Origin of the sequence: Streptomyces sp. NPDC005706 (genome assembly GCF_040631045.1) — a bacterium.
GTDB lineage: Bacteria > Actinomycetota > Actinomycetes > Streptomycetales > Streptomycetaceae > Streptomyces.
In genome coordinates this window covers 24,241-36,539 of sequence record NZ_JBEXYS010000029.1, presented here as the reverse complement: position 1 = coordinate 36,539, position 12,299 = coordinate 24,241, and the positions used below count along the sequence as shown (strand labels likewise).

Annotated in this window: 14 protein-coding genes; 3 read left to right on the top strand and 11 right to left on the bottom strand. The window is 69.8% G+C overall.

The features are described 5' to 3' along the window. The first annotated feature begins 233 nt into the window (after positions 1-233). Positions 234-1,337, top strand: a complete 1,104-nt coding sequence (locus ABZ478_RS31335; RefSeq protein WP_359554546.1) for a beta-propeller fold lactonase family protein — start codon at positions 234-236, stop codon at positions 1,335-1,337. 261 nt (positions 1,338-1,598) lie between these two features. Here the strand turns inward: ABZ478_RS31335 and dapD are convergent, their stop codons facing one another. From dapD to ABZ478_RS31280, 11 genes are all read right to left on the bottom strand, one after another. After that, positions 1,599-2,600, bottom strand: a complete 1,002-nt coding sequence (dapD, locus tag ABZ478_RS31330; RefSeq protein ID WP_359554543.1) for a 2,3,4,5-tetrahydropyridine-2,6-dicarboxylate N-succinyltransferase — start codon at positions 2,598-2,600, stop codon at positions 1,599-1,601. A 64-nt stretch (positions 2,601-2,664) separates the two neighbouring features. Continuing rightward, complete coding sequence (locus ABZ478_RS31325; RefSeq protein ID WP_359554542.1) at positions 2,665-3,201, bottom strand: TetR family transcriptional regulator; 537 nt, start codon at positions 3,199-3,201, stop codon at positions 2,665-2,667. Next, positions 3,201-3,521 (bottom strand): multidrug efflux SMR transporter, encoded by a 321-nt coding sequence (locus ABZ478_RS31320; RefSeq protein ID WP_358931691.1) that lies wholly within the window; start codon positions 3,519-3,521, stop codon positions 3,201-3,203. The genes ABZ478_RS31325 and ABZ478_RS31320 overlap by 1 nt, the downstream gene beginning before the upstream one ends. A gap of 94 nt (positions 3,522-3,615) precedes the next feature. Then, on the bottom strand, positions 3,616-3,948 hold the full coding sequence (locus ABZ478_RS31315) for a metal-sulfur cluster assembly factor (RefSeq protein ID WP_030745090.1): 333 nt from the start codon (positions 3,946-3,948) through the stop codon (positions 3,616-3,618). Continuing rightward, positions 3,945-4,412 carry a Fe-S cluster assembly sulfur transfer protein SufU gene (gene sufU / locus ABZ478_RS31310; protein WP_199210101.1) on the bottom strand — a complete coding sequence of 156 codons (468 nt, stop codon included), beginning with the start codon at positions 4,410-4,412 and terminating at the stop codon, positions 3,945-3,947. Before sufU ends, ABZ478_RS31315 begins: the two co-directional genes overlap by 4 nt. 11 nt (positions 4,413-4,423) lie before the next feature. Continuing rightward, positions 4,424-5,680, bottom strand: a complete 1,257-nt coding sequence (locus ABZ478_RS31305) for a cysteine desulfurase (RefSeq protein WP_359554540.1) — start codon at positions 5,678-5,680, stop codon at positions 4,424-4,426. Continuing rightward, on the bottom strand, positions 5,677-6,441 hold the full coding sequence (gene sufC / locus ABZ478_RS31300; RefSeq protein ID WP_351669270.1) for a Fe-S cluster assembly ATPase SufC: 765 nt from the start codon (positions 6,439-6,441) through the stop codon (positions 5,677-5,679). The genes ABZ478_RS31305 and sufC overlap by 4 nt, the downstream gene beginning before the upstream one ends. A gap of 7 nt (positions 6,442-6,448) precedes the next feature. Further along, positions 6,449-6,769, bottom strand: coding sequence for a bifunctional 3-phenylpropionate/cinnamic acid dioxygenase ferredoxin subunit (locus ABZ478_RS31295; protein WP_358931685.1), 321 nt, complete (start codon positions 6,767-6,769; stop codon positions 6,449-6,451). Continuing rightward, complete coding sequence (sufD, locus tag ABZ478_RS31290; RefSeq protein WP_359554537.1) at positions 6,766-7,950, bottom strand: Fe-S cluster assembly protein SufD; 1,185 nt, start codon at positions 7,948-7,950, stop codon at positions 6,766-6,768. Before sufD ends, ABZ478_RS31295 begins: the two co-directional genes overlap by 4 nt. Before the next feature lie 59 nt (positions 7,951-8,009). Continuing rightward, positions 8,010-9,431 (bottom strand): Fe-S cluster assembly protein SufB, encoded by a 1,422-nt coding sequence (gene sufB / locus ABZ478_RS31285; RefSeq protein WP_359554535.1) that lies wholly within the window; start codon positions 9,429-9,431, stop codon positions 8,010-8,012. After that, positions 9,428-10,189: an ArsR family transcriptional regulator gene (locus ABZ478_RS31280; RefSeq protein WP_358931679.1), complete on the bottom strand. Its 762-nt coding sequence runs from the start codon at positions 10,187-10,189 to the stop codon at positions 9,428-9,430. The genes sufB and ABZ478_RS31280 overlap by 4 nt, the downstream gene beginning before the upstream one ends. A gap of 184 nt (positions 10,190-10,373) precedes the next feature. On the opposite strand from ABZ478_RS31280, the gene ABZ478_RS31275 reads away from it, so the two are divergent. Further along, positions 10,374-11,189 (top strand): AAC(3) family N-acetyltransferase, encoded by an 816-nt coding sequence (locus ABZ478_RS31275; protein WP_359554533.1) that lies wholly within the window; start codon positions 10,374-10,376, stop codon positions 11,187-11,189. A 31-nt stretch (positions 11,190-11,220) separates the two neighbouring features. Then, a complete protein-coding gene (locus tag ABZ478_RS31270) occupies positions 11,221-12,144 on the top strand; it encodes an ABC transporter ATP-binding protein (protein ID WP_359554530.1) in 924 nt (307 codons plus the stop codon). Positions 12,145-12,299 lie beyond the last annotated feature (155 nt).

Genomic DNA, 12,299 nt, shown 5'->3' with positions numbered 1-12,299 from the left:
CCGGGCCCTGACGCTCTCTGCGCGGGGTACTCCCGTCCCGTACGCCATCGACCTGGGGACGGCACCTGGACCCCATACGGCCGCAGTCGGGCGCGCCTCGCTGACTTCTCGCCAGAACGCACCATATATGTCATTTGTTTCGATTACCTCAGTTCACAGTTCTTCTGATCCCCAGAGCTCCCCGTTCGCTGTCGGGGTCGCAGGGCCGTGGCGCCGTCTGCAAGGAGAGAGCGATGCATCCAGCCGACCCGACCGACCCGGCAGGAACACCTGCACGTCGCGGCCCGAGGCCGGAAGGGAGCGGGCGCCGGGCGTGGCTGCGGGCGGGTGTGGCGGGACTGGCCGTGCTGGCGGGACTGGCCCTGCCGGCCGTCTCCTCATCCCCTGCCTGGGCCGACCCGTCCCCGACCGCGTACGTCGCCGACAACGGCTCGAGCGATGTGTCGGTGATCGACACCACGACCAACACAGCCGAAGGCACGATCCCCGTCGGCAACGGCCCGACGGCTGTGGCGATCACCCCGAACGGCCGACGCACCTATGTCACCAACCGCGACTCGAACGATGTGTCGGTGATCGACACCACCACCAACACCGTCGTGGCCACCATCCCCGTCGGCAACGCCCCAGAAGGCGTGGCGATCACCCCGAACGGCCGACGCGTCTACGTCAGCAACCGCGCCTCGAGCAGTGTGTCGGTGATCGACACCGCCACCAACACCGTCGCAGGCACCATCCCCGTCGGCCCCATGCCGGTCGGTGTCGCGATCACTCCGAACGGTCGGCGCGCCTACGTCGCCAACAACGGCTCGGACAATGTGTCGGTGATCGACACCGCCACCAACAGCGTCGTGGACACCATCCCCGTCGGCACAGCCCCGGGCGGTATCGCGATCACCCCGAACGGCCGACGCGCCTACGTCACCAACTTCACCTCGAACGATGTGTCGGTGATCGACACCTTCACCAACACCGTTGCAGGCACCACCATCCCCGTCGGCACCCACCCGTTCGGTATCGCGATCACTCCGAACGGCCGGCGCGTCTACGTCGCGAACGACGCCTCGAACGATGTGTCGGTGATCGACACCACCACCAACAACGTCGTGGCGACCATCCCCGTCGGCACCCGCCCGCTCGGTGTCGCGATCACCCCGAACGGCCGACGCGCCTACGTCACCGACTTCACCTCGAACGATGTGTCGGTGATCGACACCACCACCAACAACGTCGCAGGCACCATCCCCGTCAGCACCAACCCGGCCGGTATCGCGATCACCCCGGGGAAGGGCAAGCTCCACAAGCCCGAGAAACCGAAGAAGCCCGGCCACCACTGATGACAGGGAAGAAGGCCCTGCTCGGGGGTTGCGGGGACGTACACCAGCGTCTCGGTCCGGCTGTCGCACCAGCCGACGACCGCAGCCGGAGCGGGCTCGGATCGAACTCTTGATGCGGTGCTCACCCATGAGCGCCCTCCCGGGCCGTCCTGGGGCCGTGGAAGGGCGCTCAATGGTGACCGACGTCGACAACTGCGGACATCTCAGAGGCAGGCCGGAGCTTTGATCGATCAGGCGGCCGCGGGTCACGGCCGCCGTTGCTCAGTTGTGGCTGTGCAGGATGTCGTTCAGCCCGCCCCAGACCGCGTTGTTCGGGCGGGCCTCCACCGCGCCGGTGACCGAGTTGCGGCGGAAGAGGATGTTGGAGGCGCCGTTGAGTTCGCGGGCCTTGACGATCTGGCCGTCGGGCATGGTGACGCGGGTGCCCGCGGTGACGTACAGGCCGGCCTCGACCACGCACTCGTCGCCGAGCGCGATGCCGACGCCCGCCTCGGCGCCGACCAGGCAGCGCTCGCCGATGGCGATGATCACGTTGCCGCCGCCGGACAGCGTGCCCATGGTGGAGGCGCCGCCGCCGATGTCGGAGCCGTCGCCGACCACGACGCCCGCGGAGATACGGCCCTCGACCATGGAGGTGCCGAGCGTGCCGGCGTTGAAGTTGACGAAGCCCTCGTGCATCACCGTGGTGCCCGCGGAGAGGTGGGCGCCGAGGCGGACCCGGTCGGCGTCGGCGATGCGCACGCCCTTCGGGGCGACGTAGTCCGTCATGCGCGGGAACTTGTCGATCGAGGTGACCTGGAGGTGCAGGCCCTCGGCGCGGGCGTTCAGCCGCACCTTCTCGATGTCGTCCACGGCGACCGGGCCGAGCGAGGTCCAGGCGACGTTGGCGAGGTGACCGAAGATGCCGTCCAGGTTCTGGCCGTGCGGCTTGACCAAGCGGTGCGAGAGCAGGTGCAGGCGCAGGTAGACGTCGTGCGCGTCGATCGGCTTCTCGTCCAGCGAGGCGATGACCGTGCGGACCGCGACCACCTCGACGCCCCGGCGGGCGTCCGGGCCGGTCGCCGCGGTCGCACCGCCGCCGAGCAGCTCCGCGGCCCGCTCGGCGGACAGCCGCTCGGTGCCGGCCGGGCCGAGGCCCTCGGCAGTCACGGTGACCAGCTCGGGGGCCGGGAACCAGGTGTCGAGAACGGTGCCGTCGGAGGCGATGGTGGCGAGGCCGGCGGCCACGGCACCGGTGGTGCGGGAAGCAGTCGTGTCGGTCATGTGGGAAAACCTAACGTGGCCGGGGGCGCCGGAGCGAACCGCGTCTCACGTGCCGGGCGCCGCCTCAGCGGATCAGCCGGGCCAGCGCGGCGCGCGCGTACTCCTCGTCGTAGGAACCGCCGGTGAGCAGGACCTGGAGGCAGATGCCGTCCATCAGCGCCAGCAGCGCCCGGGCCGTCTCCGTGTCGGCGCGCCCGGCCAGCCGCGCGGCCGTCCGGCGCGTCCAGCGTGCGGCGACGGGACGCAGGGCGGGGCGCCTCAGCGCGGCGAGGTACAGCTCGTACTCCAGCTCCGCCCCCGGCCGGTCGCCGCCCAGCCACTCACCGAGCACACGGGCGAGTCCCGCCGCGAGGTCGGCGTCCGGGTCCGCGAGGACGCCGTCGGCGTCGAGCACGTCGCCGAACCCTTCGCTGGCCTGCTCCAGAGCGGCCACCAGCAGGTCGTCCAGGGTGGCGAAGTGGTACGTCGTGGAGCCGAGCGGGACGTCCGCCTCGGCGGCCACCGAGCGGTGGCTGAGGCCGGCGATGCCCTTCTCCCCCACGACCCGGAGCGCGGCGTCGATGATCCGCTGCCGCCGGCCGGGGTCGTAACGGCGGGGCATCAGTGCGCACCGCCCAGGTTCAGGACCACCACTCCCCCGACGATCAGGAGTATCCCGGCGATCTTGGCGGCGCTCAGTCCCTCCCCGAACAGCGTCAGGCCGATGACCGCGATCGTCGCCGTCCCGGCGCCGGACCAGATCGCGTACGCCGTGCCGATGGACACGGTCCGCAGGGTCCGGGCGAGCAGGGTGAAGGCGACGACATAGCCGAGGGCCGTCACGACGGAGGGCACGAGCCTGCTGAAGCCCTCGCTGTACTTCATCGCCGTCGTGGCGACCACCTCGGCGGCGATGGCGCCGGCGAGCCACAGGTATCCCATGTGTACGAGCGTACACATCGACGCGCCTCCGGGCCGTGCGCATACGAAAGGGGGCCGCGGCACATGGCCGCGGCCCCCTTCGTGAGGCGCTGTGTCAGACGTTGAACCCGAGCGCCCGGAGCTGCTCGCGGCCGTCGTCCGTGATCTTGTCGGGGCCCCACGGCGGCATCCACACCCAGTTGATGCGCAACTCGTTGACCAGGCCGTCCGTGGCGGACTTGGCCTGGTCCTCGATGACGTCCGTCAGCGGGCAGGCCGCGGACGTCAGGGTCATGTCGACGGTCGCGATGTTCGCGTCGTCGACGTGGATGCCGTAGATCAGGCCGAGGTTGACGACGTCGATGCCCAGCTCGGGGTCGACGACGTCCATCAGGGCCTCGCGAAGCTCCTCCTCCGAGGCGGGCTTCATCTCCACGGTGTCGCTCATGCGGTCTTCCTTTCGGCGTCGGCGCCGTCCAGCGCCTGGGCCGTCGCGTCCTTCCACGCCATCCAGCTCAGGAGGGCGCACTTGACCCGGGCGGGGTACTTGGAGACACCGGCGAACGCGACCGCGTCCTCCAGCACCTCCTCCATGGCGTCGTCCGGCTCGATCCTGCCCTTGGACTGCATCAGCTCCAGGAAGGTCTCCTGGATCTTCTGCGCGTCGGCCAGGTCCTTGCCGACCAGCAGCTCGTTGAGCACGGAGGCGGAGGCCTGGCTGATGGAACAGCCCTGGCCCTCGTAGCTGACGTCCTCGATCGTCGTGCCGTCGTACTTCACTCGGAGGGTGATCTCGTCGCCGCACGTCGGGTTCACGTGGTGCACTTCGGCGTCGCCGTCCCGCAAGCCCCGCCCGTGCGGGTTCTTGTAGTGGTCCAGGATGACTTCCTGGTACATCGAGTCCAGCTTCACGCGTCAGCCCCTCATCCGAAGAAGTTCCGTACGTGCTCCAGGCCGTCGACCAGAGCGTCGATCTCCGCCGGCGTGGAGTACAGATAGAACGACGCTCGCGTGGTCGCGGGAATTCCGTAGCGCAGGCAGACGGGTCGCGCGCAGTGGTGACCCACACGCACCGCGATGCCCTGCTCGTCGAGAACCTGGCCCACGTCGTGCGGGTGGATGTCGCCCAGCGTGAACGAGATCGCGGCCCCTCGGTCCTCGGCCGTGGTCGGACCGATGATCCGCAGGTCAGGCACCTCGGCGAGCCTCTTCACCGCGTACTCGGTGAGTGCGTGCTCGTGCGCGAGGACCTTGTCCATGCCGATGGCGTTCAGGTAGTCGATCGCCGCGCCGAGACCGACCGCCTGGGCGATCGGCGGCGTGCCCGCCTCGAACTTGTGCGGCGCCGGGGCGTAGGTCGAGGAGTGCATCGACACCGTCTCGATCATCTCGCCGCCGCCGAGGAACGGGGGCAGGTCCTCCAGCAGCTCCTGGCGGCCCCACAGCACACCGATGCCGGTGGGGGCGCACATCTTGTGGCCGGTGAAGGCCACGAAGTCGGCCTGGAGGGCCTGGACGTCCAGCGGCATGTGCGGCGCCGCCTGCGAGGCGTCGATGCACACCAGCGCGCCGACCTCCTGGGCGCGGCGGACTATCGCCTCGACCGGGTTGACCGTGCCCAGGATGTTGGACACCAGCACGAAGGAGACGATCTTCGTCTTCTCGGTGATGACCTCGTCGATGTTGGACAGGTCGAGCCGGCCGTCGTCGGTGAGGCCGAACCACTTCAGCTTCGCGCCCGTGCGCTGCGCCAGCAGCTGCCACGGCACGATGTTGGAGTGGTGCTCCATCTCCGTGATGACGATCTCGGTCTCGTGGTCCACGCGGTAGGGCTCGTCGGCCCAGCCCAGCATGTTGGCCACGAGGTTCAGCGACTCGGAGGCGTTCTTGGTGAAGATCACCTCGTCGCGGCTGGGCGCGTTGATGAACTCGGCGACCTTGTCGCGCGCGCCCTCGTACAGCGCCGTGGCCTCCTCGGCGAGCACATGCACACCGCGGTGGACGTTGGCGTTGTAGCGCTCGTAGTACTCGCTCAGGGCGTCCAGCACCTGACGCGGCTTCTGCGAGGTCGCCGCGTTGTCCAGGTACACGAGCTTCCGGCCGTCGTGGACCACCCGGTCCAGGACGGGGAAGTCCTTGCGGATCGCCTCGGTGTCGAGGAGGCCCGGCAGTTGCGTCACGCGGATGCGCCACCCTTCGTGTAAGCCTCGTAGCCCTCTTCCTCCAGCTTGTCGGCGAGCTCGGCGCCGCCGGACTCCACGATCCGGCCGGCGGAGAAGACGTGGACGAAGTCGGGCTTGATGTAGCGCAGGATGCGCGTGTAGTGCGTGATCAGCAGGGTGCCGACCTCGCCGGTCTCGCGGACGCGGTTGACGCCCTCGGAGACGATGCGAAGGGCGTCGACGTCCAGACCGGAGTCCGTCTCGTCGAGGATCGCGACCTTCGGCTTGAGCAGCTCGAGCTGGAGGATCTCGTGCCGCTTCTTCTCACCGCCGGAGAAGCCCTCGTTGACGTTGCGCTCGGCGAAGGACGGGTCCATGTTGAGGCGCTCCATGGCCTCCTTGACCTCCTTCACCCAGGTGCGCAGCTTCGGGGCCTCGCCGCGGACGGCGGTGGCGGAGGTGCGCAGGAAGTTGGAGACGGAGACGCCGGGGACCTCGACCGGGTACTGCATCGCCAGGAACAGGCCCGCGCGGGCGCGCTCGTCGACGGACATCTCCAGGACGTCCTCGCCGTCGAGCAGCACGGTGCCGCTGGTGATCGTGTACTTCGGGTGACCCGCGAGCGAGTAGGCGAGGGTCGACTTGCCCGAGCCGTTGGGGCCCATGATGGCGTGCGTCTCGCCCTGCTTCACGGTCAGGTCGACACCCTTGAGGATCTCCTTCGTGGCGTTGTCGGCCTCGACGGTGACGTGCAGGTCTCGGATTTCAAGCGTTGCCATGGGTGCCTCAGGACTCCTGGGTGAGGGAGACGAGAACGTCGTCCCCTTCGATCTTTACGGGGTAAACGGGAACGGGGCGCGTCGCGGGGAGGCCGGACGGCTTGCCGGTGCGCAGGTCGAAGGCGGAGCCGTGCAGCCAGCACTCGATCTGGCAGTCCTCCACCTCGCCCTCGGAGAGGGAGACGTTCGCGTGGGAGCAGATGTCGTGGATGGCGAACACCTCGCCCTCGGTCTTCACGACCGAGACCGGCGTGCCGTCGAGTTCCACCCGCTTCGGGGTGCCCTCCTCCAGCTCGCTCAGCCCGCAGGCGCGTACGAAGGACGTCATGCGACCGAGGCCTCCAGCTCCTCCTCGATCTTGGCGAGCAGGCGCTCCTCGATGTCGGGGACACCGATCTGCTGGACCAGCTCGGCGAAGAAGCCGCGGACCACCAGACGGCGGGCGTCCTGCTCGGGGATGCCGCGGGCCATCAGGTAGAAGAGCTGCTCGTCATCGAAGCGGCCGGTGGCGGAGGCGTGGCCGGCGCCGACGATCTCGCCGGTCTCGATCTCCAGGTTCGGCACCGAGTCGACGCGCGCGCCGTCCGTGAGGACGAGGTTGCGGTTCATCTCGTAGGTGTCCGTGCCCTCGGCGGCGGCCTCGATGAGCACGTCGCCGATCCAGACCGCGTGCGCGTCGTCGCCCTGGAGCGCGCCCTTGTAGACGACGTTGGACTTGCAGTGCGGGGTGTTGTGGGTGACCAGCAGGCGGTGCTCCTGGTGCTGCCCGGAGTCGGTGAAGTACAGGCCGAACAGCTCGGCCTCGCCGCCGGGACCGGCGTACTCCACACGCGGGTGCAGCCGGACCACGTCGCCGCCGAAGGTGACGACCACGGACTTGAAGGAGGCGTCCCGGCCGATCAGCGCGTTGTGCTGGGCCACGTGGACGGCCTTCTCGTCCCAGTCCTGGACGGAGACGACGGTCAGCTTGGCACCGTCGCCCAGGACGTAGTCGACGTTCGCGGCGAGGACCGCGTCACCGGTGTGGTCGATGACGACGACGGCCTCGGCGAAGGCGCCCAGCTCGATGACCTGGTGGCCGAAGGCGACCCCGCCGTCGCCGTGCACGGCGATGCGGATCGGCTCGGTGAGCACCGTCTCCTTGGCGACGGTGACCACGCCGGCCTGCTCGAACGCCGAGTACGCCTGGGCGGCGACGCGGTCCACCGGGGTGCCGGCCCGGCCGATCCGCGCGTCGTCGCGGCCGACGGTCTCGACGGTCACGCCCTCGGGGGCCTCGACGGCGACCTTCACGCCCGCGCCCGTCGCGACGGCGGTGCCGTCGTGCAGGCCGCGCAGGCGCTCCAGCGGCGTGAACCGCCATTCCTCCTCGCGGCCGTGCGGGACCGGGAAGTCCGCCACGTCGAAGGACGGGGACACGCTCATGCGCGTGGCGACGGTCGACTCGGCGGCCACCGCGATCTGGCCCGCGGTGGTCGAGCCCACGGGGATGTTCTGAGCCTCAGCCATGGCTGTCGGTCTGCTCTCTTCCTGCGTCAGAAATTGCTGGCTGCTGTCCGGGGCGGGTCTCAGCCGACCGCGCCTTCCATCTGCAGCTCGATCAGCCGGTTGAGCTCGAGGGCGTACTCCATGGGGAGTTCCTTGGCGATCGGCTCGACGAAGCCGCGCACGATCATCGCCATCGCCTCGAACTCGGACAGACCGCGGCTCATCAGGTAGAAGAGCTGGTCCTCGGAGACCTTGGAGACGGTCGCCTCGTGGCCCATGGAGACGTCGTCCTCGCGGACGTCCACGTAGGGGTACGTGTCGGAGCGGGAGATGGTGTCGACCAGCAGCGCGTCGCAGAGCACGTTGGACTTGGAGCCCGCGGCGCCCTCGCCGATCTCGACCAGGCCGCGGTACGAGGTGCGGCCGCCGCCGCGCGCCACCGACTTGGAGACGATGTTGGACGAGGTGTTCGGCGCCATGTGGACCATCTTGGAACCGGCGTCCTGGTGCTGGCCCTCGCCCGCGAAGGCGATGGACAGGGTCTCGCCCTTGGCGTGCTCGCCCATCAGGTAGACGGCCGGGTACTTCATCGTCACCTTGGAGCCGATGTTGCCGTCGATCCACTCCATGGTCGCGCCCTCGTAGGCGACGGCGCGCTTGGTGACCAGGTTGTAGACGTTGTTCGACCAGTTCTGGATGGTCGTGTAACGGCAGCGGGCGTTCTTCTTGACGATGATCTCGACGACCGCGCTGTGCAGCGAGTCCGACTTGTAGATCGGCGCCGTGCAGCCCTCGACGTAGTGCACGTAGGCGCCCTCGTCGACGATGATCAGGGTCCGCTCGAACTGGCCCATGTTCTCCGTGTTGATGCGGAAGTAGGCCTGGAGCGGGATCTCGACGTGCACGCCCTTCGGCACGTAGATGAAGGAGCCGCCGGACCACACCGCGGAGTTCAGCGACGCGAACTTGTTGTCGCCGACCGGGATGACCGTGCCGAAGTACTCCTTGAAGAGCTCCGGGTGCTCCTTCAGCGCGGTGTCGGTGTCGAGGAAGATGACGCCCTGCTCCTCCAGGTCCTCACGGATCTGGTGGTAGACGACCTCGGACTCGTACTGGGCCGCGACACCGGCCACGAGGCGCTGCTTCTCCGCCTCGGGGATGCCGAGCTTGTCGTACGTGTTCTTGATGTCCTCGGGCAGGTCCTCCCAGGACTCCGCCTGCTTCTCGGTGGAGCGCACGAAGTACTTGATGTTGTCGAAGTCGATCCCCGACAGGTCCGAGCCCCAGTTCGGCATGGGCTTCTTCTCGAAGAGCCTGAGGCCCTTGAGACGGAGCTTCGTCATCCACTCCGGCTCGGACTTCTTCTCGGAGATGTCCCGGACGACGTCCTCGTTGATGCCGCGCTTCGCAGAGGCGCCGGCAGTGTCGGAGTCGGCCCAGCCGTATTCGTACTTACCCAGACCCTCGAGTTCGGGGTGGGCAGTCTCCGTGGGGAGAGTCATGCGGGGTTCCTCCCGGCCGTGCTTGCAGATGCTTGGTCGCTCTGGTGATCGGACTTCGAAATCTTGGGGATGAACGTCGTGCAGACGCCGTCGCCGTGCGCGATGGTCGCCAGTCGCTGCACATGGGTACCCAGGAGCTCGGCGAAGATCTCCGTCTCCGCCTCGCACAGCTGCGGATACTGCTCCGCCACGTGGGCGACCGGGCAGTGGTGCTGGCAGAGCTGCTCACCCTGCTGCGGGAGGGGCGCGCTGCGCGCCGCAGCAGCGTACCCGTCCGCGCTCAGGGCCTTCGCCAGTGCCTCGGCGCGCAGCTCGGGGCCGACACTCTCGATCGCCTCGCGGTAGGCCCTCGCCTGAGCGGCGAACCGGGCCCGGGCGAAGGCGGCGACCGCCTCCGGACCGCCCTCCCGCTCGGCGATCCAGCGGAGCGCGTCAGCGGCGAGCTTGTCGTACGACTGGTCGAAGGCGTCCCGGCCGCAGTCGGTGAGCGCGAACACCTTGGCGGGCCGGCCGCGCGTGCGCGCACCGTACACCCGCTGCTCCCGGGCCTCCACGACGTCGTCGGCGACGAGCGCGTCCAGGTGGCGGCGTACGGCGGCCTGGGTCAGGCCCAGGCGCCCGGCCAGCTCGGCGACGGTCGACGGGCCGTGGTCCAGGATGGACCGCGCGACCCGGTTGCGCGTCGAGCGCTCCCCGGTCGCGAGCTCCTCCTGGGGGGTCCCCACCGGGGTCTCCCGAGCCTCGCCGACGTTTTTCACAACGCCATTGTTGCGTAATTCCTCGGAGACTGACAAGCGCCGTCCGGATCACCCTCCGGTGCCCTGCGTCACTTAGGCAAACCTAATCCGACCTGCGGAAACGATCTTCTGATCGATCGTGCCGGCCGCCCCGGCCAGGCAATTCGCTGGCGCCGCGCACCCTGGTCGGGGAGACTCCGGGACCATGTCCACACCCCCTCCGACCGGCCCTCTCGTCACCCGGGACAGCCTGGCCGCGGAGCTGCGCGGGCTGGGTGTCGAGAGCGGCGAGACCCTCCTGGCGCACTCCTCGCTGAGTTCCCTCGGCTGGGTGAACGGGGGCGCCGTCACCGTCGTCCAGGCACTCCTCGACGCGCTGGGACCGTCCGGCACGCTCGTCGTCCCCACCCAGTCCGGAGACCAGTCCGACCCGGCGGTGTGGAGGGCTCCTCCGGTGCCCGAGGAGTGGTGGGACCGCATCCGCGCCACCATGCCCCCGTACGATCCCGCGACCACTCCCTCGCGCGGGGTCGGCGTGATACCGGAGACCGTGCGGACCTGGCCGGGCGCCCGGCGCAGCGCGCATCCGCAGACCTCGTTCGCGGCCCTCGGCCCGCGCGCGGCCGACATCCTCGACGGGCACTCCCGCGACTGCCGGCTCGGCGAGCGGAGCCCGTTGGCCCGGCTGGAGCGGCTCGGCGCCCGGGTGCTGCTGCTCGGCGCGGGCTACGACGCCTGCACCAGCTTCCACCTGGCCGAGTACCGCATACCGTCGCCGCTGGTGAAGGTCGGCCGGCCGGCACCGGGCGGCGGCTGGGAGACGGTGACGGAGGTGTCGATCACCTCGGACCGCTTCGACGAACTCGGCCACGACTTCGAACGGGACCGGCCCGTCGTCCGCGGCAGGGCGGGCGCGGCCGAGGCGCGCCTGTTCCCGGTGGCGGACGCGGTGGGCTACGCACGGCGGTGGCTGCCGGTGCACCGGCCCCGTGAGGAGGAGTTCCAGCACCCCCACGTCTGAACGCCCGGCGGCGTCCCTAGACTCTGGGTTCATGCGAAGTGAGCCCGTGGTCCAGGTCCAGGCCCTGATGAAGCGGTACGGCACGAAGACCGCGGTGGACGGGCTGGACCTGGTGGCCCGGGCGGGAGTGACCGCCGTACTCGGCCCCAACGGGGCGGGCAAGACGACCACGGTCGAGACCTGCGAGGGGTACCGGAAGCCGGATTCGGGCACGGTGCGCGTCCTGGGCCTCGACCCGGTACGGCAGTCCGCCGAGCTGCGTCCCCGGATCGGCGTGATGCTCCAGTCCGGCGGCGTGTACTCCGGTGCCCGGGCCGACGAGATGCTGCGGCACGTCGCCAAGCTGCACGCGCACCCGCTGGACGTGGACGCGCTGATCGAGCGCCTCGGGCTCGGCTCCTGCGGCCGGACCTCCTACCGGCGGCTGTCCGGCGGCCAGCAGCAGCGGCTCGCGCTCGCCATGGCCGTGGTCGGGCGCCCGGAGCTGGTGTTCCTGGACGAGCCGACCGCGGGCCTCGACCCGCAGGCCCGCCGGGCCACCTGGGACCTGGTGCGGGACCTGCGCGCCGACGGCGTCTCGGTGATCCTCACCACCCACTACATGGAAGAGGCCGAGCAGCTCGCCGACGACGTGGCGATCATCGACGGCGGCCGGGTCATCGCCCAGGGCTCCCCGGAGGAGCTGTGCAAGGGCGGCGCCGAGAACACCCTGCGCTTCACCGGCCGCCCCGGCCTCGACGTGGCCTCGCTGCTCAAGGCGCTGCCCGCCGACTGCACGGCCGCCGAGCTGACCCCGGGCGCCTACCGGGTCGCCGGCAAGGTGAACCCGCAACTGCTGGCCACGGTGACCTCGTGGTGCGCCCAGCACGGGGTGATGCCGGATCGGATCTCGGTGGAGCAGCACACCCTCGAGGACGTCTTTCTGGAGATCACGGGCAAGGAGCTGCGTTCATGACCGCGTCCCGCACTGAGACCGGCCGGGGGTCCGGGGGTCGCCCCCCGGAAGGACACAGCCTGGAGATCACGGGCAAGGAGCTGCGTTCATGACCGCGTCCCGCACTGAGACCGGCCGGGGGTCCGGGGGTCGCCCCCCGGAAGGACACAGCCTGG

What these genes read in the sequence shown, in the direction of transcription:
- ABZ478_RS31335 (WP_359554546.1), top strand. Translation starts at nt 234, where the DNA reads ATGCATCCAGCCGACCCGACCGACCCGGCAGGAACACCTGCACGTCGC.
- dapD (WP_359554543.1), bottom strand. Translation starts at nt 2,600, where the DNA reads ATGACCGACACGACTGCTTCCCGCACCACCGGTGCCGTGGCCGCCGGC.
- ABZ478_RS31325 (WP_359554542.1), bottom strand. Translation starts at nt 3,201, where the DNA reads ATGCCCCGCCGTTACGACCCCGGCCGGCGGCAGCGGATCATCGACGCC.
- ABZ478_RS31320 (WP_358931691.1), bottom strand. Translation starts at nt 3,521, where the DNA reads ATGGGATACCTGTGGCTCGCCGGCGCCATCGCCGCCGAGGTGGTCGCC.
- ABZ478_RS31315 (WP_030745090.1), bottom strand. Translation starts at nt 3,948, where the DNA reads ATGAGCGACACCGTGGAGATGAAGCCCGCCTCGGAGGAGGAGCTTCGC.
- sufC (WP_351669270.1), bottom strand. Translation starts at nt 6,441, where the DNA reads ATGGCAACGCTTGAAATCCGAGACCTGCACGTCACCGTCGAGGCCGAC.
- ABZ478_RS31295 (WP_358931685.1), bottom strand. Translation starts at nt 6,769, where the DNA reads ATGACGTCCTTCGTACGCGCCTGCGGGCTGAGCGAGCTGGAGGAGGGC.
- sufD (WP_359554537.1), bottom strand. Translation starts at nt 7,950, where the DNA reads ATGGCTGAGGCTCAGAACATCCCCGTGGGCTCGACCACCGCGGGCCAG.
- sufB (WP_359554535.1), bottom strand. Translation starts at nt 9,431, where the DNA reads ATGACTCTCCCCACGGAGACTGCCCACCCCGAACTCGAGGGTCTGGGT.
- ABZ478_RS31275 (WP_359554533.1), top strand. Translation starts at nt 10,374, where the DNA reads ATGTCCACACCCCCTCCGACCGGCCCTCTCGTCACCCGGGACAGCCTG.
- ABZ478_RS31270 (WP_359554530.1), top strand. Translation starts at nt 11,221, where the DNA reads ATGCGAAGTGAGCCCGTGGTCCAGGTCCAGGCCCTGATGAAGCGGTAC.